This is a genomic window from Pseudomonas sp. NPDC089547, from assembly GCF_050280665.1.
GTDB lineage: Bacteria > Pseudomonadota > Gammaproteobacteria > Pseudomonadales > Pseudomonadaceae > Aquipseudomonas.
Genome location: NZ_JBNNVS010000001.1, coordinates 228,291 through 245,775 on the forward strand (window position 1 = coordinate 228,291; position 17,485 = coordinate 245,775).

General features: G+C 63.9%; 15 protein-coding genes. 11 read left to right on the forward strand and 4 right to left on the reverse strand.

The window, feature by feature from the left end:
- Positions 1-82 precede the first annotated feature (82 nt).
- The 3 genes from ACQKPZ_RS00990 to gap form a co-directional block, all read right to left on the reverse strand.
- Entirely contained in the window at positions 83-1,045 is a 963-nt protein-coding gene (locus ACQKPZ_RS00990; RefSeq protein WP_427535011.1) for a FecR family protein, read from the reverse strand.
- Positions 1,046-1,133: 88 nt separating this feature from the next.
- Positions 1,134-1,646 carry an RNA polymerase sigma factor gene (locus ACQKPZ_RS00995; protein WP_391124728.1) on the reverse strand — a complete coding sequence of 171 codons (513 nt, stop codon included), beginning with the start codon at positions 1,644-1,646 and terminating at the stop codon, positions 1,134-1,136.
- 244 nt (positions 1,647-1,890) lie between these two features.
- A complete protein-coding gene (gene gap, locus ACQKPZ_RS01000) occupies positions 1,891-2,892 on the reverse strand; it encodes a type I glyceraldehyde-3-phosphate dehydrogenase (RefSeq protein ID WP_027609551.1) in 1,002 nt (333 codons plus the stop codon).
- A 264-nt stretch (positions 2,893-3,156) separates the two neighbouring features.
- Between gap and edd the strand changes: the two genes are divergently transcribed.
- From edd to ACQKPZ_RS01055, 11 genes are all read left to right on the forward strand, one after another.
- Positions 3,157-4,983: a phosphogluconate dehydratase gene (gene edd / locus ACQKPZ_RS01005; RefSeq protein WP_391124734.1), complete on the forward strand. Its 1,827-nt coding sequence runs from the start codon at positions 3,157-3,159 to the stop codon at positions 4,981-4,983.
- Positions 4,980-5,942: a glucokinase gene (locus tag ACQKPZ_RS01010; RefSeq protein WP_427535012.1), complete on the forward strand. Its 963-nt coding sequence runs from the start codon at positions 4,980-4,982 to the stop codon at positions 5,940-5,942. The genes edd and ACQKPZ_RS01010 overlap by 4 nt, the downstream gene beginning before the upstream one ends.
- Before the next feature lie 173 nt (positions 5,943-6,115).
- Complete coding sequence (gene gltR, locus ACQKPZ_RS01015; RefSeq protein ID WP_427535014.1) at positions 6,116-6,841, forward strand: two-component system response regulator GltR; 726 nt, start codon at positions 6,116-6,118, stop codon at positions 6,839-6,841.
- Positions 6,842-6,857: 16 nt separating this feature from the next.
- The gene (locus ACQKPZ_RS01020) at positions 6,858-8,276 is read left to right on the forward strand and encodes an ATP-binding protein (RefSeq protein ID WP_427535166.1); all 1,419 of its coding nucleotides are present in this window, start codon (positions 6,858-6,860) and stop codon (positions 8,274-8,276) included.
- A 210-nt stretch (positions 8,277-8,486) separates the two neighbouring features.
- The gene (locus ACQKPZ_RS01025; RefSeq protein ID WP_427535015.1) at positions 8,487-9,734 is read left to right on the forward strand and encodes an AGE family epimerase/isomerase; all 1,248 of its coding nucleotides are present in this window, start codon (positions 8,487-8,489) and stop codon (positions 9,732-9,734) included.
- Between the two features lie 107 nt (positions 9,735-9,841).
- Positions 9,842-11,128, forward strand: coding sequence for an ABC transporter substrate-binding protein (locus tag ACQKPZ_RS01030; RefSeq protein WP_427535016.1), 1,287 nt, complete (start codon positions 9,842-9,844; stop codon positions 11,126-11,128).
- 179 nt (positions 11,129-11,307) lie between these two features.
- Positions 11,308-12,216, forward strand: a complete 909-nt coding sequence (locus ACQKPZ_RS01035; protein WP_427535017.1) for a carbohydrate ABC transporter permease — start codon at positions 11,308-11,310, stop codon at positions 12,214-12,216.
- Positions 12,209-13,054, forward strand: coding sequence for a carbohydrate ABC transporter permease (locus ACQKPZ_RS01040; protein ID WP_427535018.1), 846 nt, complete (start codon positions 12,209-12,211; stop codon positions 13,052-13,054). Before ACQKPZ_RS01035 ends, ACQKPZ_RS01040 begins: the two co-directional genes overlap by 8 nt.
- A 3-nt stretch (positions 13,055-13,057) precedes the next feature.
- Positions 13,058-14,212, forward strand: coding sequence for an ABC transporter ATP-binding protein (locus ACQKPZ_RS01045; protein WP_427535019.1), 1,155 nt, complete (start codon positions 13,058-13,060; stop codon positions 14,210-14,212).
- A 41-nt stretch (positions 14,213-14,253) separates the two neighbouring features.
- Positions 14,254-15,597 carry a carbohydrate porin gene (locus tag ACQKPZ_RS01050; RefSeq protein ID WP_427535021.1) on the forward strand — a complete coding sequence of 448 codons (1,344 nt, stop codon included), beginning with the start codon at positions 14,254-14,256 and terminating at the stop codon, positions 15,595-15,597.
- Between the two features lie 117 nt (positions 15,598-15,714).
- Positions 15,715-16,569 (forward strand): D-hexose-6-phosphate mutarotase, encoded by an 855-nt coding sequence (locus ACQKPZ_RS01055; protein WP_427535022.1) that lies wholly within the window; start codon positions 15,715-15,717, stop codon positions 16,567-16,569.
- Here ACQKPZ_RS01055 and hexR read toward each other — a convergent pair.
- Positions 16,562-17,425 carry a DNA-binding transcriptional regulator HexR gene (gene hexR / locus ACQKPZ_RS01060; protein ID WP_061405576.1) on the reverse strand — a complete coding sequence of 288 codons (864 nt, stop codon included), beginning with the start codon at positions 17,423-17,425 and terminating at the stop codon, positions 16,562-16,564. The genes ACQKPZ_RS01055 and hexR overlap by 8 nt on opposite strands.
- Positions 17,426-17,485: the final 60 nt, after the last annotated feature.

A 17,485-nucleotide genomic window follows, 5' to 3' on the forward strand; every position in this document is an offset into this window, starting at 1 on the left:
TCTCGTTTTCAAACAAGAATCAGTTGCATTGGCTATAACGAGACGGGCGGGGTCGCGCGATCGCGTAAAAATAATTTGCGGGTCAGTTCAGGATGACCAGCGCGGGGTACTCGTGCAGCTGTGCCGAGGTGATGTGGGCCAGTGCGCGCAGGGTTTCCAGTGGCTGGTCGAGGCGGTAGTTGCCGGTGACGGCAACGTCTTCCAGTTGCGCATTGCGGTTGATGATCCAACCGGGGTAATAGCGCCGCACTTCGGCCAGCACCTGGCTCAACGGGCAATTCTCGAAGACCAGGCGGCCGTCGACCCAGGCCAGGTCCTTGTTCATGTCGGGGCGTTGGCGCTGGCTGAAGCCCTGCGGGCCGACGCTGATGCTGTCGCCGGCACTCAGGCGGATGCGCTGGTCGCGCGCGCCCTGCAGGTCGACATCACCGCGTTGCACCCGCACCTGGGCCTCGCCATCGAGGTAGCGCACGGCAAAGTCGGTGTTACGCACCTGGGCACGCAACGGCCCGGCTTCCACCTCCAGCGGCAGCAACGCGTCCTCGGGTACCTGGAAGTAAGCCTCGCCCTGCAGCAGGCGGGCGACCTGGCGGCCGTCGCGACGGTCGCTGGCAAATGCCGAGTTGGTGTTCAGCAGCACCTTGGCACCGTCATCCAGCTGCAGGCGCTGGCGCTCACCCACCACCGTCAGGTGGTCAGCCTGCAGGCGCATGGGCAGGTTACCGACAGTGAACAGCCCGACCAGCAGAACCGCCGCAGTGGCCAACGGTTTCCAGTGGCTGCGCAGGCGGCCGCGCCACGAGCGGCGTTGCTGCTGGTGCAGCTGCGTGGCTACATGGTGCAGCGGCGTACCATTCCACAGGGCTTCCGCCTCGACATAGGCCTCGGCGTTTTCCGGTGCGGCGCTCAGCCAGGCTTCAAAGGCCTGGGTGTCTTCGGCACTGGCACATTGCAGGCGCACCAGCCAGTCCAGCGCCTCGTCCATGGCACGAGCACGGGCGCTGGGCCCGGCGGGTGACGGGCGAGGGGCGGGGCTGTCAGTCACGGTGAATCCTTGAATGGTTTTTCGCGAATGATCAAGGCTAAGGCGGGGTGTGGCAAGGGCTTTGCGTAACCGCCGGGCTGCGGTCGGCTCACTTGAGGCGGTCGGCGACACCCATGCAGATCGCCATGATCAGCTTTAGCTCCTTCTGTACCGTGCTGGGCGAAACCTTCAGTTGCTCGGCAATTTCCAGATAGGTGGCGCCATGCAGGCGGCTGAGGATGAAGATGCGCTGCTGGCGTTCGCTCAGCTGGTTGAGGCTGAGGCTCAGGTGCTTGAGCAACTGCTCGGCATGGGCGGCATCTTCGCTGCTGGTGGCGGGTGCGGCCACGCTGTGCAGCACTTCGTCGGGCACGTCGTCGACCAGCATGCGGGCCTGCACCCGGCGTGCCCGTAGGTGGTCCAGTGCCAGGTTGCGTGCGGTCTGGAACACGAACGGCTCGATATGCTCGATGGGCCGCTCGCCCAGGGCGCGGGAAACCCGCAGGTAGGTTTCCTGCAGCAGATCCTCGGCGGTGCTGGGGTTACCGACCATGCGCTGCAAGGTGCGCAGCAGGGTAAGGCGCTGGACGAGGAAGACAGAGTTGAACCGGGACTGACTCACGGGGGGACCTGGCCGACGAAAGGTTAATGATAATGCTTATCATCTGTGCCTGAGGTCAAGTGTGGAAATGTTAGGAAAAGGTAAAGATTGTACGTCTCTCGGCTTTCGCGATCCCTGTAGGAGCGGCCTTGTGTCGCGATGGGCCGCAGAGCGGCCCCAACAATTGGTGCTGGAACCGAGGTTTCGGGGCTGCTGCGCAGCCCATCGCGACACAAGGCCGCTCCTACAGGGAGCGTGCCAAATCTTAGCCGGCCCGGCACAACGCCAAACAGTTATCCAGCATCCGGTTACTGAACCCCCACTCATTGTCGTACCAGGCCAGCACCTTGAGCATGCGCCCGTTGGCCCGGGTGTGGTTGGCGTCGAAGATCGACGACAGCGGGTTGTGGTTGAAATCGCAGGAAACCAGCGGCAAGGCGTTGTAGCCCAATACCCTGGAGTGCTTGCTGGCTTCAAGGAACAGCTGGTTGACCTGCTCGGCGGTGGCCTCGCGCTTGAGGTTGACGGTGAGGTCCACCAGCGACACGTTGATCACCGGTACCCGCACCGCCATGCCGGTCAGCTTGCCGGCCAGTTCCGGCAGTACCAGGCCCACGGCTTCGGCGGCGCCGGTCTTGCTCGGGATCATCGACTGGGTGGCCGAGCGCGCGCGGTACGGGTCGCTGTGGTACACATCGGTCAGCACCTGGTCGTTGGTGTAGGCGTGAATGGTGGTCATCAGGCCTTGTTCGATACCGAACTCGCGGTGCAGCACCTGGGCGATCGGCGCCAGGCAGTTGGTGGTACAGGAGGCGTTGGAAATGACCTGGTGCGAGGCCCGCAGGATGTCGTGGTTGACCCCGTACACCACCGTGGCATCGGCGCCCTTGGCCGGTGCCGAGACAATCACCTTGCCAGCCCCGGCGGCCAGGTGCGCGGCAGCCTTGGCGCGGTCGGTGAACAGCCCGGTGCACTCGAACACCACGTCGATCGCCTCGGCCTTCCAGGGCAGTTCGGCCGGGTTGCGGATGGCACTGACCGCAATGCGGTCACCATTGACCGTGAGGCTTTCGTGGTCGGCCTCGACCGTGGCGTCGAAGGTGCCGTGCACGCTGTCGTATTTGAGCAGGTGGGCATTCATGGCGCTGTCGCCCAGGTCGTTGATGGCGACGACCTGCAGGTCCTGGCGGTAGCCTTGGGTATACAGTGCGCGCAGGACGTTGCGCCCGATGCGGCCGAATCCATTGATGGCGATGCGTAGGGTCATGGCAGTACCTCTGGCAGTCCGAGTGAAACCTGTGGCAAAAAGGAGCCTCACTGAAACGGTTTTGTTGTTGGAATTACAAGATTATTCACTGGCTGATAGAAAACAAGCCTTTTTAGTGGCAGTATTTTGTTTAAACATACAACGAGTGGTTGGGCGATGTGCCTCCACCGATGCAGCGGGCTCCTTACCTTGAGCCTAGGCCGCAATCGTTTGGAGGGGAAATGCCCGGTAAACCGCCCTTACAATTAGCCTGGAGTCCAGTACATGCATCCGCGCATCCTTGAGGTCACCCAGCGGCTGGTCGAACGCAGCCGTGCCACCCGCGAACGCTACCTGCAGCTGATTCGCGGCGCGGCCAGTGACGGCCCCATGCGTGCCAGCCTGCAATGCGCCAACTTCGCCCATGGCGTGGCCGGTTGCGGCAGCGAGGACAAACAGACCCTGCGCCTGATGAATGCGGCCAACGTAGCCATCGTCTCGGCCTACAACGACATGCTGTCTGCCCACCAGCCGTACCTGCACTTCCCCGAACAGATCAAGCAGGCCCTGCGCGAGGTCGGCTCGGTCGGCCAGTTCGCCGGTGGTGTGCCGGCCATGTGCGATGGCGTGACCCAGGGCGAGCCGGGCATGGAGCTGGCCATCGCCAGCCGCGAAGTCATTGCCATGTCTACTGCGGTAGCGCTGTCGCACAACATGTTCGACGCCGCGCTTATGCTGGGTATCTGCGACAAGATCGTTCCGGGGCTGATGATGGGCGCACTGCGCTTTGGCCACTTGCCGACAATTTTTGTCCCGGGCGGGCCGATGGTTTCCGGTATCTCCAACAAGCAGAAGGCCGACGTGCGCCAGCGCTATGCCGAAGGCAAGGCCAGCCGTGAAGAGTTGCTGGAGTCGGAGATGAACTCCTATCACAGCCCGGGTACCTGCACCTTCTACGGCACCGCCAACACCAACCAGTTGGTGATGGAAGTGATGGGCCTGCATCTGCCGGGCGCTTCGTTCGTAAACCCGTACACGCCGTTGCGCGATGCGCTTACCGCCGAGGCCGCGCAGCAGGTCACGCGCATGACCAAGGCCAGTGGCAGCTTCATGCCGCTGGGCGAAATCGTCGACGAGAAAGCGTTGGTAAACTCCATCGTCGCCCTGCACGCCACGGGCGGTTCGACCAACCACACCCTGCACATTCCGGCGATTGCGCAGGCGGCCGGTATCCAGCTCACCTGGCAAGACATGGCCGACCTGTCCGAAGTGGTGCCGACCCTGTCGCACGTGTACCCCAACGGCAAGGCCGACATCAACCACTTCCAGGCCGCTGGCGGCATGGCCTTCCTGATCCGCGAGCTGCTGGATGCCGGGCTGCTGCACGAAGACGTCAACACAGTGGCCGGCCATGGCCTGCGCCGCTACACCCGGGAACCGTTCCTCGACAACGGCAAGCTGGTGTGGCGTGAAGGGCCGCAGCAGAGCCTGGACGAAAGCATCCTGCGCCCGGTGGCACGGCCATTCTCGGCCGAAGGCGGCCTGCGGGTGATGGAAGGCAACCTTGGCCGTGGCGTGATGAAGGTTTCCGCCGTCGCCCCCGAGCATCAGGTGGTCGAAGCCCCGGCGCGGGTATTCCACGACCAGCAGTCGCTGGCAGATGCGTTCAAGGCCGGCGAGCTGGAGCGTGACTTTGTCGCCGTGGTGCGCTTCCAGGGCCCGCGCTGCAACGGCATGCCCGAACTGCACAAGCTCACGCCGTTCCTCGGCGTGCTGCAAGACCGGGGCTACAAAGTGGCGCTGGTTACCGACGGGCGCATGTCGGGTGCCTCGGGCAAGATCCCGGCGGCCATCCATGTTTGCCCCGAAGCGTATGACGGCGGCCCGCTGGCGCGGGTGCGCGATGGTGATATCGTGCGGGTCGATGGTGTCGAAGGCACGCTGCGGGTGATGGTGTCGGCCGAAGAACTGGCCAGCCGCGACCTGCCGCCAGCCCCTCAGGGCAACGACCTGGGCTGCGGGCGCGAGCTTTTCGGCTTCATGCGCATGGCGTTCAGCCCGGCAGAGCAGGGCGCCAGTGCCTTTACCTCTGGCCTGGAGCACCTCAAATGAAAGACCTGCTGGTTGGCGACATCGGCGGCACCAATGCCCGTTTTGCGTTGTGGCGAAACAACCAGCTGCACGAGGTAAAGGTGTTCGCCACCGCAGACTACACCAGCCCGGAGCAGGCCATCGAGGCCTACCTGTACGGCCAGGGCATCGCCCGCGGCGGCTTGGCGGCAGTGTGCCTGGCGGTGGCCGGGCCGGTCGATGGCGATGAGTTCCGCTTTACCAATAACCACTGGCGCCTGAGCCGCACGGCCTTCTGCAAGACCTTGCAGGTCGAGCGGCTGTTGCTGATCAACGACTTCACCGCCATGGCGCTGGGCATGACCCGCCTGCGCGAAGGTGAGTTTCGTGAAGTCTGTCCCGGCCAGGCCGACCCGTTACGGCCGGCGCTGGTGATAGGGCCAGGCACTGGCCTGGGTGTGGGTTCGCTGCTGCGCCTGGGCGAGCAGCACTGGCAGGCCTTGCCGGGGGAGGGCGGGCATGTCGACCTGCCGGTGGGCAATGCCCGCGAAGCGGCAATCCACCAGCAGATCCACGGGCAGATCGGCCATGTCAGTGCCGAGACCGTGCTCAGTGGTGGGGGCCTGGTGCGGCTGTATCAGGCCATCTGCGCGCTGGATGGCGACACACCCCGGCACACTTCCCCTGCGCAAATCACCGATGCCGCGCTGGGCGGCGAGCCGCGGGCGCTGGCGGTGGTCGAGCAGTTCTGTCGGTTCCTTGGGAGAGTCGCTGGTAACAATGTACTCACGCTGGGGGCCCGAGGCGGGGTCTATATTGTCGGCGGGGTGATCCCGAGATTCGCCGAGCTGTTTTTGCGCAGCGGGTTTGCCACAAGCTTTGCCGACAAGGGTTGCATGAGTGGCTATTTCGCTGGCGTGCCGGTGTGGCTGGTAACGGCGGAGTTTTCCGGGTTGCTGGGCGCTGGTGTGGCCTTGCAGCAGGCGCTGGATCACGGATAGTTGAAGGGGGCCGCTTTGCGGCCCATCGCGACACAAGGCCGCTCCCACAGGGGCCTGTGTACGCCGATCAATGTGGGAGCGGCCTTGCGTCGCGATGGGCTGCGAAGCAGCCCCAGAAGGCAACACCGGACAACAGGCAAAAAGACCTGTAACCAACAAGAGGAAGGACCACCTTGAGCACTGCCGGCAAATCGATCCTGATGGTCGACGACGACCAGGAAATCCGCGAGCTGCTGCAAACCTACCTGAGCCGCTCCGGCTTCCAGGTGCATGCCGAGGCCGATGGCGCCGGCTTTCGCCGCACGCTGGAAAGCGCCCCCTGCGACCTGGTCATCCTCGACGTCATGCTGCCCGACGAAGACGGCTTCAGTTTGTGCCGCTGGGTCCGCCAGCACCCGCGCCAGGCCCGCGTGCCGATCATCATGCTCACCGCCAGCTCCGACGAAGCCGACCGGGTCATCGGCCTGGAACTGGGCGCCGACGACTACCTGGGCAAACCCTTCAGCCCGCGTGAACTGCAAGCGCGTATCAAGGCCCTGCTGCGTCGCGCCGAATTTGGCCAGGCGGCGCCGGGCAATGCGGTACTGGCCTTCGACGACTGGCGCCTGGACACGGTCAGTCACCGGCTGTTCCACCGTGATGGCGAAGAGGTGGTGCTGTCTGGTGCCGATTTCGCCCTGCTCAAACTGTTCCTCGACCACCCGCAGCAGATTCTTGACCGTGACACCATCGGCAACGCCACCCGCGGCCGCGAGCCGATGCCGCTGGACCGCATCGTCGACATGGGTGTCAGCCGCCTGCGCCAGCGCCTGCGTGACACCGACAAACCACCCCGGCTGATCCGCACCGTGCGCGGCAGTGGCTATCTGTTGGCGGCGCATGTCTGCAGTGCGCCCTGAGCGCCATTGGCGCCTGCTGCCGCGCTCGTTGCTGGGGCGCATGCTGCTGCTGACCCTGCTGGTGGTGCTGCTGGCCCAGGGCTTGTCCAGCATCATCTGGGTTTCTCAACTGCGCGCCAGCCAGTTGCAGGGGCTGCGTGCCAGTGCCAGCAGCCTGGCCCATTCGATGAGCGCCAGCGTCAGCTACTTCCGCTCGTTGCCGGTGGCTTACCGGCCGCTGGTGCTCGACCAGTTGCGCAGCATGGGCGGCACGCGCTTTTTCGTGTCGCTCAACGCCACGCCGCTGGACATGCAGGTACTGCCCGTCACCCCGCGCAAGCAGGCGGTGATCGATGTGTTCCAGCAGGTGCTGCACGAGCGCCTGGGGTCGCAGATGGAAATTTCCGTGGAGTTCGTCAGCCCTGACGACCTGCGCATTTTCAACAGCGGTCTGAAACTCGACGAACTGCCACGCTCCTGGGCGCATTACTCACTGACCCTGGAGCCGCTGAACCCGCCGGTGCTGGTAACGCAAATCCGCCTGGGCGAAGGCGAGTGGTTGTACATCGCTTCGCTGCTGCCCGAGCCTTACACCAGCCTTGAGGCCGAACGCCTGCCCCGGCAGCAGATCGGTTTCATCGTGCTCACCACCGCCTTGCTGCTGTTGTTCATCGGCCTGCTGGTGCATTGGCAAAGTTGGCCACTCAAGCGCCTGGCGCGGGCTGCGCGGGAGATGTCGCTGGGTGCCGATGTGGCGCCGCTGGCGGAAGGTGGCGGCAGCGAAGTGGTTGAGGTTAGCCGGGCGTTCAACAGCATGCGCGAGCGCATCAGCCGCTACCTGACCGAACGCAGCCAGCTGTTCAGCGCCATTTCCCACGACCTGCGAACACCGATCACCCGGTTGCGGCTGCGGGTCGAACTGCTGGAGGACGAACGGCTGCAGGCCAAGTTCAGCCAGGATCTGGACGAGCTGGAGCTGCTGGTCAAGGGCGCGTTGCAGTGCGTGAAGGACACCGACATCCACGAAAACATCGAGCCGGTTGACCTCAACCAGGTGCTGGAGATCCTGGCTGAGCCTTACCTGGGGGATGGTCGCATCACCGTCGATGGCCGGGCGCTGGCACCGTACCCGGGCAAGCCGTTGGCGCTGCGGCGCTGCATCGGCAACCTGATCGACAACGCCATCAAGTACGGCGAGCGGGCGCGGCTGCGCATCATCGACAGTGCCGAGGGCTTTGTGCTGCAGGTGGATGACCAGGGGCCGGGGGTGCCGCAGCAGCAGCTGGAGCAGGTGTTCGAGCCGCATTTCCGCCTGGCCGGGCAGCAGCAAGGGTATGGGCTGGGGTTGGGCATTGCGCGCAACATAGCCCATAGCCATGGTGGCGAGGTGAGCTTGCTGAACCTGCGTGAGGGCGGGTTACGGGTGACCTTGTACCTGCCGCGGGGTATGGACTGAGATTTTGTACTGCCTGTACCGGCCTCTTCGCGGGCAAGCCCGCTCCCACAGGGATCACGCCGTACCTGTGGGAGCGGGCGCGCCCGCGAAGAGGCCGGCACAGGCAACACAAATGTCACTGCCCAGTGACAATCCCATCCTCCTTCGTGACATCCACCAAAACCCCGCTGGCTAGAATTCGCAAACGACTGGCAAGGATCAAGCTGGCCCATGAACACCCTCAATCTGCCTGCCACCAGCTGGCTCAACGCCCCGGCCCACACCGCCTGGCGCCGGGCCGAAGCACAGCGCCTGCTGGATTTCGCCAAGGCCGCGAAACTGCCTGACGGCTTCGGCAACCTCGACGCCAACGGGCAACTCGCCCCCGGCGCCCGCGCCGAAACCATGAACACCGCGCGCATGACCCACTGTTTCGCCCTGGCCCACCTGCAGGGCATCCCCGGTTGCCTGGCGTATGCCGAACACGGCGTGGCCGCCTTGCGCGGTGCCATGCAGGACGCCAGCTACGGCGGCTGGTTCGCCCACCCCGGGGGGCAGGAAGACAGCGGCAAGGTCGCCTACCTGCATGCCTTCGTCGCCCTGGCTGCCAGCTCGGCAGTGGTGGCCGACGTAGCCGACGCCCACGCATTGCTGGACGACGCGACGCAGGTGATCGAAACGCGCTTCTGGAGCGAAGCCGAAGGTGCCCTTCAAGAGGCCTTCTCCCGCGCCTGGCAGCTACCTGAGCCGTACCGTGGCGCCAACAGCAACATGCACGCGACCGAGGCATTCCTGGCCCTGGCAGACGTCACTGGCAACAGCCTGTGGCTGCAACGCGCCTTGCGTATTGCCGAACGCATCATCCATAGCCATTCCGCTGCCAACGGTTATCGGGTCATCGAGCATTTCGACGCCCATTGGCAGCCGCTGCCGGATTACAACCACGAACACCCCGCCGACCACTTCCGGCCGTATGGCACCACGCCCGGGCATGCCCTGGAATGGGCACGGTTGCTGCTGCACCTGGAGGCCAGTCTCGAGCAGGCTGGCCTTCAGGCTCCGCAATGGCTGCAAAGGTGTGCCCGCGCCTTGTTCAACACAGCCTGCCAGCAGGCATGGAACGCCGATGGCGAACCGGGTTTCGTCTACACCCTGGACTGGGCCGATCGCCCTGTCGTGCATGCGCGTTTGCACTGGGTGCATGCGGAAGCCTGCGCCGCCGCCGCAGCCCTGTTGCAGCGTACTGGCGAGGCGCAGTACGAGCAGTGGTACCGCAACTGCTGGGGCTTTATCGCCAACCACTTCATCGACGCCGTCGGTGGCAGCTGGCACCACGAACTCGATGCCCGCACCCGGCCAGCCGGGACCATCTGGCCCGGCAAGCCAGACCTCTATCACGCCTATCAGGCGCTGCTGCTGCCGGGCCTGCCACTTGCCCCCAGCCTGGCCAGCAACCTGGCCGGCAATGTAACCAGATGATGACATTCACGCATCGCTTCGTTACCTGACGAGGCGGGCACGCTGTTTAGACTCCATGCAACGCAAGCGATCGACTTGCACGGCATAACAACAAGAAAGGTGCTTCGATGAATTCCACGCTCCGTCTCGCTGCCGCCATATCCCTGGCCTCTCTACTGCCGCTCGGTGCCCAGGCTGCCGAATCCCAAGGCAGTGTCGAAGTGGTGCACTGGTGGACTTCTGGCGGTGAAAAAGCGGCCGTCGATGTGCTCAAGGCACAGGTCGAAAAAGACGGCTTCACCTGGAAGGACGGCGCCGTTGCCGGTGGCGGCGGTGCCACGGCCATGACCGTGCTCAAGAGCCGCGCCGTGGCCGGCAACCCGCCGGGTGTCGCGCAGATCAAAGGCCCGGACATCCAGGACTGGGCGGCCACCGGCCTACTCGACGCCGATGTTCTCAAGGGCGTGGCCAAGGAAGAGAAGTGGGACTCGCTACTCGACAAGAAGGTCGCTGACACCGTGAAGTACGACGGTGACTACGTTGCCGTACCGGTGAACATCCACCGCATCAACTGGCTATGGATCAACCCCGAAGTCTTCAAGAAAGCCGGCATCGAAAAGGCGCCCGCCAGCCTCGACGAATTCTATGCAGCCGCCGACAAGCTCAAGGCCGCCGGCTTCATCCCGCTTGCCCATGGCGGCCAGCCATGGCAAGACAGCACGGTGTTCGAAAGCGTGGTGCTGGCCGTGATGGGGGCCGACGGTTACAAGAAGGCCATGGTCGACCTCGACAGCGCGACCCTGACCGGCCCGCAGATGGTCAAGGCGCTGACCGAACTGAAAAAGGTCGCCACCTACATGGACCCGGATGGCAAGGGCCAGGACTGGAACCTGGAAGCCGCCAAGGTCATCAACGGCAAGGCCGGCATGCAGATCATGGGAGACTGGGCCAAGAGCGAATGGACCCTGGCGAAGAAAACCGCCGGCAAGGATTACCAGTGCGTGCCGTTCCCCGGTACCGACAAGGCCTTCCTGTACAACATCGACTCGCTGGTGGTGTTCAAGCAGAACAACGCTGGCACCTCCGCCGGCCAGCAGGACATCGCGCGCAAGGTGCTGGGTGAGGACTTCCAGAAAGTCTTCAGCACTAACAAAGGCTCGATCCCGGTGCGTAACGACATGCTTGCCGACATGGGCAAGTATGGTTTCGATGCCTGCGCGCAAACCTCCGCCAAGGACTTCCTTGCCGATGCCAAAACCGGTGGCCTGCAGCCAAGCATGGCGCACAACATGGCCACCACGCTGGCCGTGCAGGGTGCGTTCTTCGATGTGGTAACCAACTACATCAACGACCCCAAGGCCGACCCGGCCGATGCGGCGAAGAAACTGGCGGCGGCGATCAAGGCTGCCCAGTAAGGGCTGACGCAATCCCGTTGTAGGAGCGGCCTTGCGTCGCGATGGGCTGCGCAGCAGCCCCAGAACCTGCGCACTCGATCTTTCAGGTAGGTGTTGGCTCAAGTCCTTGGGGCTGCTTTGCAGCCCATCGCGACACAAGGCCGCTCCTACAGGGGGGTGCGGCGCCTTTGAGGTGAACCATGACCACTACAACCGCCCAACTGCGGGCCTCACCCCTGGACGCGCTTCAGCGCTGGCTGCCCAAACTGGTGCTTGCGCCGAGCATGTTCATCGTCCTGGTGGGCTTCTACGGCTACATCCTCTGGACCTTCGTGCTGTCTTTCACTACCTCGACCTTCCTGCCCACCTACAAATGGGCCGGCCTTGCGCAATACGCCCGGCTGTTCGACAACGACCGCTGGTGGGTGGCCAGCAAGAACCTGCTGCTGTTCGGCGGCCTGTTCATCGCCATCAGCCTGGCTATTGGCGTGTTGCTGGCGGTGCTGCTGGACCAGCGCATGCGCCGCGAAGGCTTCATCCGCACGATTTACCTGTACCCCATGGCACTGTCGATGATCGTGACCGGCACCGCCTGGAAGTGGCTGCTCAACCCCGGCATGGGGCTGGACAAGCTGCTGCGCGACTGGGGCTGGGAGGGCTTTCGCCTGGACTGGCTGATCGACCCTGACCGGGTGGTGTATTGCCTGGTGATCGCTGCCGTGTGGCAGGCCTCGGGCTTCATCATGGCGATGTTCCTGGCCGGCCTGCGTGGTGTCGACCCGTCGATCATCCGCGCGGCGCAGATGGATGGTGCCAGCCTGCCACGCATCTACTGGACCGTGGTGCTGCCCAGCCTGCGCCCGGTGTTCTTCAGTGCGCTGATGATCCTTTCGCACATTGCCATCAAGAGCTTCGACCTGGTGGCAGCAATGACCGCAGGCGGCCCGGGCTATTCGTCCGACTTGCCGGCCATGTTCATGTACTCGTTTACCTTCAGCCGCGGCCAGATGGGCATGGGCTCGGCCAGCGCCATCCTCATGCTCGGGGCGATCCTGGCGATCCTCGTGCCTTACCTGTACTCGGAGCTGCGGAGCAAACGCCATGCATAGCCCTGCCAACAAGGCGCCGCTGAGCGCGAGCCGCATCGCCATCCACGCCGTATTGCTGGCTGCGGTGCTGTTGTACCTGGTGCCGCTGGTGGTGATGCTGCTGACCAGCTTCAAGAGCCCGGAAGACATCAGCACCGGCAACCTGCTGAGTTGGCCGCAGGTGATTACCGGCATTGGCTGGATCAAGGCCTGGGGCACGGTCAGCGGGTACTTCTGGAACTCGATCATGATCACCGTGCCAGCGGTATTGATCTCCACCGCCATCGGCGCGTTGAACGGCTATGTGCTGTCGATGTGGCGTTTTCGTGGCTCGCAGCTGTTCTTCGGCCTGCTGCTGTTCGGCTGCTTCCTGCCGTTCCAGACCGTGCTGCTGCCGGCCTCGTTCACCCTCGGCAAGCTTGGCCTGGCCAGCACCACCGGCGGCCTGGTGCTGGTGCATGTGGTCTACGGGCTGGCCTTTACCACACTGTTTTTCCGCAACTTCTACGTGAGCATCCCCGATGCGCTGGTGAAGGCCGCGCGCCTGGACGGTGCCGGGTTTTTCACCATTTTCCGCCGCATCATCCTGCCGATGTCCACGCCCATCATCATGGTTTGCCTGATCTGGCAGTTCACCCAGATCTGGAACGACTTCCTGTTCGGCGTGGTGTTCTCCAGTGGCGACTCACAACCGATCACCGTGGCGCTGAACAATCTGGTCAACACCAGCACCGGGGCCAAGGAATACAACGTCGACATGGCGGCGGCGATGATCGCTGGCCTGCCAACCCTGCTGGTCTACGTGGTAGCAGGCAAATATTTCGTCCGCGGGCTGACGGCCGGCGCGGTCAAGGGGTAAGTCATGGCAACGCTCGAACTTCGCAATGTGAACAAGACCTACGGCAGCGGCCTGCCGGACACCCTCAAGGACATCCAGCTGTCGATCAAGGATGGCGAGTTCCTGATCCTGGTTGGGCCTTCCGGTTGCGGCAAATCGACCTTGATGAACTGCATCGCCGGCCTTGAGCAGATTACCGGCGGCGCGATCCTCATCGACGACCAGGATGTCAGCGGCATGAGCCCCAAGGACCGCGACATCGCCATGGTGTTCCAGTCCTACGCGCTGTACCCGACCATGAGCGTGCGCGAGAACATCGAGTTTGGCCTGAAGATCCGCAAACTGCCCCAGGCGGCCATCGACGAAGAGGTGGCGCGGGTGGCCAAGCTGCTGCAGATCGAACACCTGTTGGCGCGCAAGCCGGCGCAGCTGTCCGGTGGCCAGCAGCAACGGGTGGCCATGGGGCGGGCGCTGGCGCGGCGGCCGAAGATCTACCTGTTCGATGAGCCGCTGTCCAACCTCGATGCCAAGCTGCGGGTCGAGATGCGCACCGAAATGAAACTGATGCACCAGCGCCTGAAGACCACCACCGTGTACGTCACCCACGACCAGATCGAGGCCATGACCCTGGGCGACAAAGTGGCGGTGATGAAGGACGGCATCATCCAGCAGTTCGGTACGCCGCAGCAGATCTACAACGACCCGGCCAACCAGTTTGTCGCCAGCTTCATCGGTTCGCCGCCAATGAACTTCGTCCCGGTGCGCCTCGCCCGGCAGGAAGGGCGCTTGCTGGCCGTGCTCGACAGTGGCCAGGCGCGTTGCGAGCTGCCCTTGGGCGTAGCCGGTGAAGAGCTGGACGGTCGCGAGATCATTCTCGGCATCCGCCCTGAACAGATCGCCCTGGGTGCCGCGGAGGGTAACGGCCTGCCAGGCATCCGCGCCGAGGTGCAGGTGACCGAACCCACCGGGCCCGACCTGCTGGTATTTGTCACCCTCAACCAGACCAAGGTGTGTTGCCGGCTGGCGCCGGATGTGGCGTGCCGGGTGGGCGACACCCTCAACCTGCAATTCGATCCTGCCCGGGTGCTGCTGTTCGACGCCGCAAGCGGCGAACGCCTGCACCTGGCAAGCACTGCGGCAACCGCAAAGGACAACGTGGCTCACTTCAAAGGCCGTTGACTCGTCTACACCATCAATAAGAAAAAAGAGGACGCAAAGGGATGGAACAGCGCAAACGCATCAGGACATTGGGCTCGCTGGCTTTGCTCGCCGTTGTCGGCAGCAGTGGCGCGCAGGCTGCCGAAGCCTTTTCCAGCGAATCAAAATGGATGACCGGAGATTGGGGCGGCACCCGTACCGAGCTGCTGGAGAAGGGCTATGACTTTACCCTCGACTACGTAGGCGAGGTGGCCGGTAACCTGCACGGCGGCTACAACAACGACAAGACTGCGCGCTACAGCGACCAGTTCGCCCTTGGCGCGCACCTGGACTTGCAGAAGATTCTTGGCTGGCACGATGCCGAATTCAAGCTGGCGATTACCGAGCGCAGCGGCCGTAACCTGTCCAACGACCGCATCAGCGACCCGCGCGCCGGGCAGTTCAGCTCGGTGCAGGAAGTGTGGGGCCGTGGCCAGACCTGGCGCCTGACCCAGATGTGGATCAAGCAGAAGTACTTCGACGGCGCCCTGGACGTAAAATTTGGCCGCTTCGGCGAGGGTGAGGACTTCAACAGCTTCCCCTGCGACTTCCAGAACCTGGCCTTCTGCGGTTCCCAGGTGGGCAACTGGGTCGGTGGCATCTGGTACAACTGGCCGGTCAGCCAGTGGGCGCTGCGGGTGAAGTACAACATCACACCGGAATTCTTCGTCCAGGTCGGCGCCTTCGAGCAGAACCCCTCCAACCTGGAAACCGGAAACGGCTTCAAGCTCAGCGGCAGCGGCACCAAAGGCGCGATCCTGCCGGTGGAGGCGGTGTGGTCGCCCAAGGTCAACGGCCTGCCGGGCGAATACCGCCTGGGTTACTACTACAGCACCGCCAAGGCCGACGATGTGTTCGACGACGTCAACGGCAACCCGCAGGCATTGAGCGGCGGGGCCTTCAAGTCGCATTCCAGCAAGCATGGCTGGTGGGTGGTGGCGCAGCAGCAGGTCACTGCGCATGCGGGTGACGTCAACCGCGGCCTCAGCCTGTTCGCCAACTTCACCGTGCATGACAAGGCCACCAACGTGGTCGACAACTACCAGCAGGTGGGGCTGGTCTACAAAGGCGCCTTCGATGCCCGACCCAAGGATGACATCGGCTTTGGTGTGGCGCGTATTCATGTGAATGACGACGTGAAGAAGCGCGCTGAACTGCTCAATGCCCAAAGCGGTATCAACGATTACGACAACCCAGGCTTCGTGCCGCTGCAGCGCACCGAGTACAACGCCGAGCTCTACTACGGCTTCCACGTCACCAACTGGCTGACCGTGCGGCCCAACCTGCAATACATCAAGAGCCCCGGCGGGGTGGACGAGGTGGACAACGCGCTGGTCGCGGGGTTGAAGATTCAGTCGTCATTCTGAGGGCATTTGTTGTAAATTTACGCCAATCCCTTTTCGGTTCCCGGCACCCACTGGCCTGCAGTGGGTGTCGGGGATAGGCCGAGACAGCGCTATCTCAAACAACAAGAGCTCTGAACCATGCCCGAACATCCGCTCCATCGCTTCTTTTCCTCGCAGCGGCCAAGGCCTGTATTCGAGTGGGAGCGTTACCAGCAGCGCGATGTGCTGATCATCGATCATCCCCGTTGCCAGGCGGTCTTCAGCCGCCAGGGGGCACAACTGCTGCATTTTCAGCCAGCGGGCGAACGGCCCTGGCTGTGGTGCGCCGAGCAGTGGCCGCAGGTGGGGGCGATCCGTGGTGGCGTGCCGGTGTGCTGGCCGTGGTATGGCCGCCACCCCAGTGAGGATTTGTGGCCGGCCCATGGCTGGGCGCGGCTGCTGGACTGGAAGCTGGTGGACAGCCGCGAGGACGAGCAGGGCGTGACCCTGAAGTGGCGGCTGGACCTGTGCGACTGGCAGGTTGACCTGCATGCAAGGCTGGGCAACCGCATGGAGTTAAGCCTGAGCACCGAGCATCAGGACAGCGAACCCTGCCAGCTGAGCCATGCGCTGCTAGCCTACTGGCGCATCAGTGACGTGTCTGAGATAGCGCTGTCTGGGCTGGAGGATATCGAAGGTTATGACCGCCTCAACCGCCAGGCCTGCCGTGAAGATGGCGCGCTGAAGCTCAAGGGTGGCTGCCAGAAGGTTTACCCGGGTACCCCGCGGGTGCAACTGCAGGACCCGGCCTGGCAGCGCGAGCTGTGTATTGATACCGGTGACAGCGACGACACCGTGGTCTGGCACCCCGGCAATCGCCCGCTGATGGGCGTGACAGGCCGTGAAACACAGCGCTTCATTTGCGTCGAGGCCGCCAGCGGCAGTGGCGAGGGCCTGAGCCTGGCGCCGGGGCAGCGTGCGCACCTGAGCCTGCAGGCGCACCGGCTCAGTTGAGGTCGTCGTCCTCGATGGGGTAGCGGCTGGCGTTCAGGCTTTCCTTGATCTTGCGCAGGTGCGGCTGGAAGTCCACGCCGCGGCGCAGGGTCATGCCGGTAGCCAATACGTCGAGCACGGTCAACTGGATGATTCGCGAGGTCATCGGCATGTAGATGTCGGTGTCTTCTGGCAAGGGAATGTGCAGGCTCAGGCTGCAGGCATTGGCCAGCGGCGAACCGGCGGCGGTCAGGCCCAGCACCGAGGCACCGTTTTCACGGGCCAGGCGGGCCACTTCAACCAGTTCGCGGGTGCGCCCGGTGTAGGAAATGATCACGAACAGGTCGCCGGTATGCGCCACCGAGGCCAGCATGCGCTGCATCAGCACATCGGCGTGGGCCGACACAGCCAGGTTGAAGCGGAAGAACTTGTGCTGCGCATCCAGGGCCACCGGCGCCGAGGCACCAAGGCCGAAGAAGTGGATCTGCCTGGCCTGGATCATCATGTCCACGGCGCGGCTGACCTGCTGCGGGTCGAGCTGCTGGCAGGCGCTGTCGAGCGAGGCGATGGCGCTGGCGAAGATCTTCTGGGTGTAGGCGGCCGGGTCATCGTCAGCTTCTACCGCGCGGCTGACATAAGCGGCGCCGCTGGCCAGGCTCTGGGCCAGTTGCAGCTTCAGTTCCGGGTAGCCGCTGACGCCGAAGGAGCGGCAGAAGCGGTTGACGGTCGGCTCGCTGACCTTGGCCGCCTGGGCCAGTGCAGCGATGCTGAAACGGGTGGCTTGTTGCGGGTTGAGCAGGATGACTTCGGCGACTTTGCGTTCGGCCTTGTTCAGCTCGTCGAGGCGTCCCTGGATCTGTTCCAGGAGGTTTCGCACGCGGTCCATGGGTGTGTCCTTGGGTCGGGAAGACAGCCGGCTGACGAAGCAGCAGGCTTT

Bases quoted from the DNA above. Each gene is read 5' to 3' on its own strand.
- gap (WP_027609551.1), bottom strand. From the start codon at position 2,892: ATGACCCTACGCATCGCCATCAATGGATTCGGCCGCATCGGGCGCAAC.
- edd (WP_391124734.1), top strand. From the start codon at position 3,157: ATGCATCCGCGCATCCTTGAGGTCACCCAGCGGCTGGTCGAACGCAGC.
- ACQKPZ_RS01010 (WP_427535012.1), top strand. From the start codon at position 4,980: ATGAAAGACCTGCTGGTTGGCGACATCGGCGGCACCAATGCCCGTTTT.
- ACQKPZ_RS01025 (WP_427535015.1), top strand. From the start codon at position 8,487: ATGAACACCCTCAATCTGCCTGCCACCAGCTGGCTCAACGCCCCGGCC.
- ACQKPZ_RS01030 (WP_427535016.1), top strand. From the start codon at position 9,842: ATGAATTCCACGCTCCGTCTCGCTGCCGCCATATCCCTGGCCTCTCTA.
- ACQKPZ_RS01035 (WP_427535017.1), top strand. From the start codon at position 11,308: ATGACCACTACAACCGCCCAACTGCGGGCCTCACCCCTGGACGCGCTT.
- ACQKPZ_RS01040 (WP_427535018.1), top strand. From the start codon at position 12,209: ATGCATAGCCCTGCCAACAAGGCGCCGCTGAGCGCGAGCCGCATCGCC.
- ACQKPZ_RS01045 (WP_427535019.1), top strand. From the start codon at position 13,058: ATGGCAACGCTCGAACTTCGCAATGTGAACAAGACCTACGGCAGCGGC.
- ACQKPZ_RS01050 (WP_427535021.1), top strand. From the start codon at position 14,254: ATGGAACAGCGCAAACGCATCAGGACATTGGGCTCGCTGGCTTTGCTC.
- ACQKPZ_RS01055 (WP_427535022.1), top strand. From the start codon at position 15,715: ATGCCCGAACATCCGCTCCATCGCTTCTTTTCCTCGCAGCGGCCAAGG.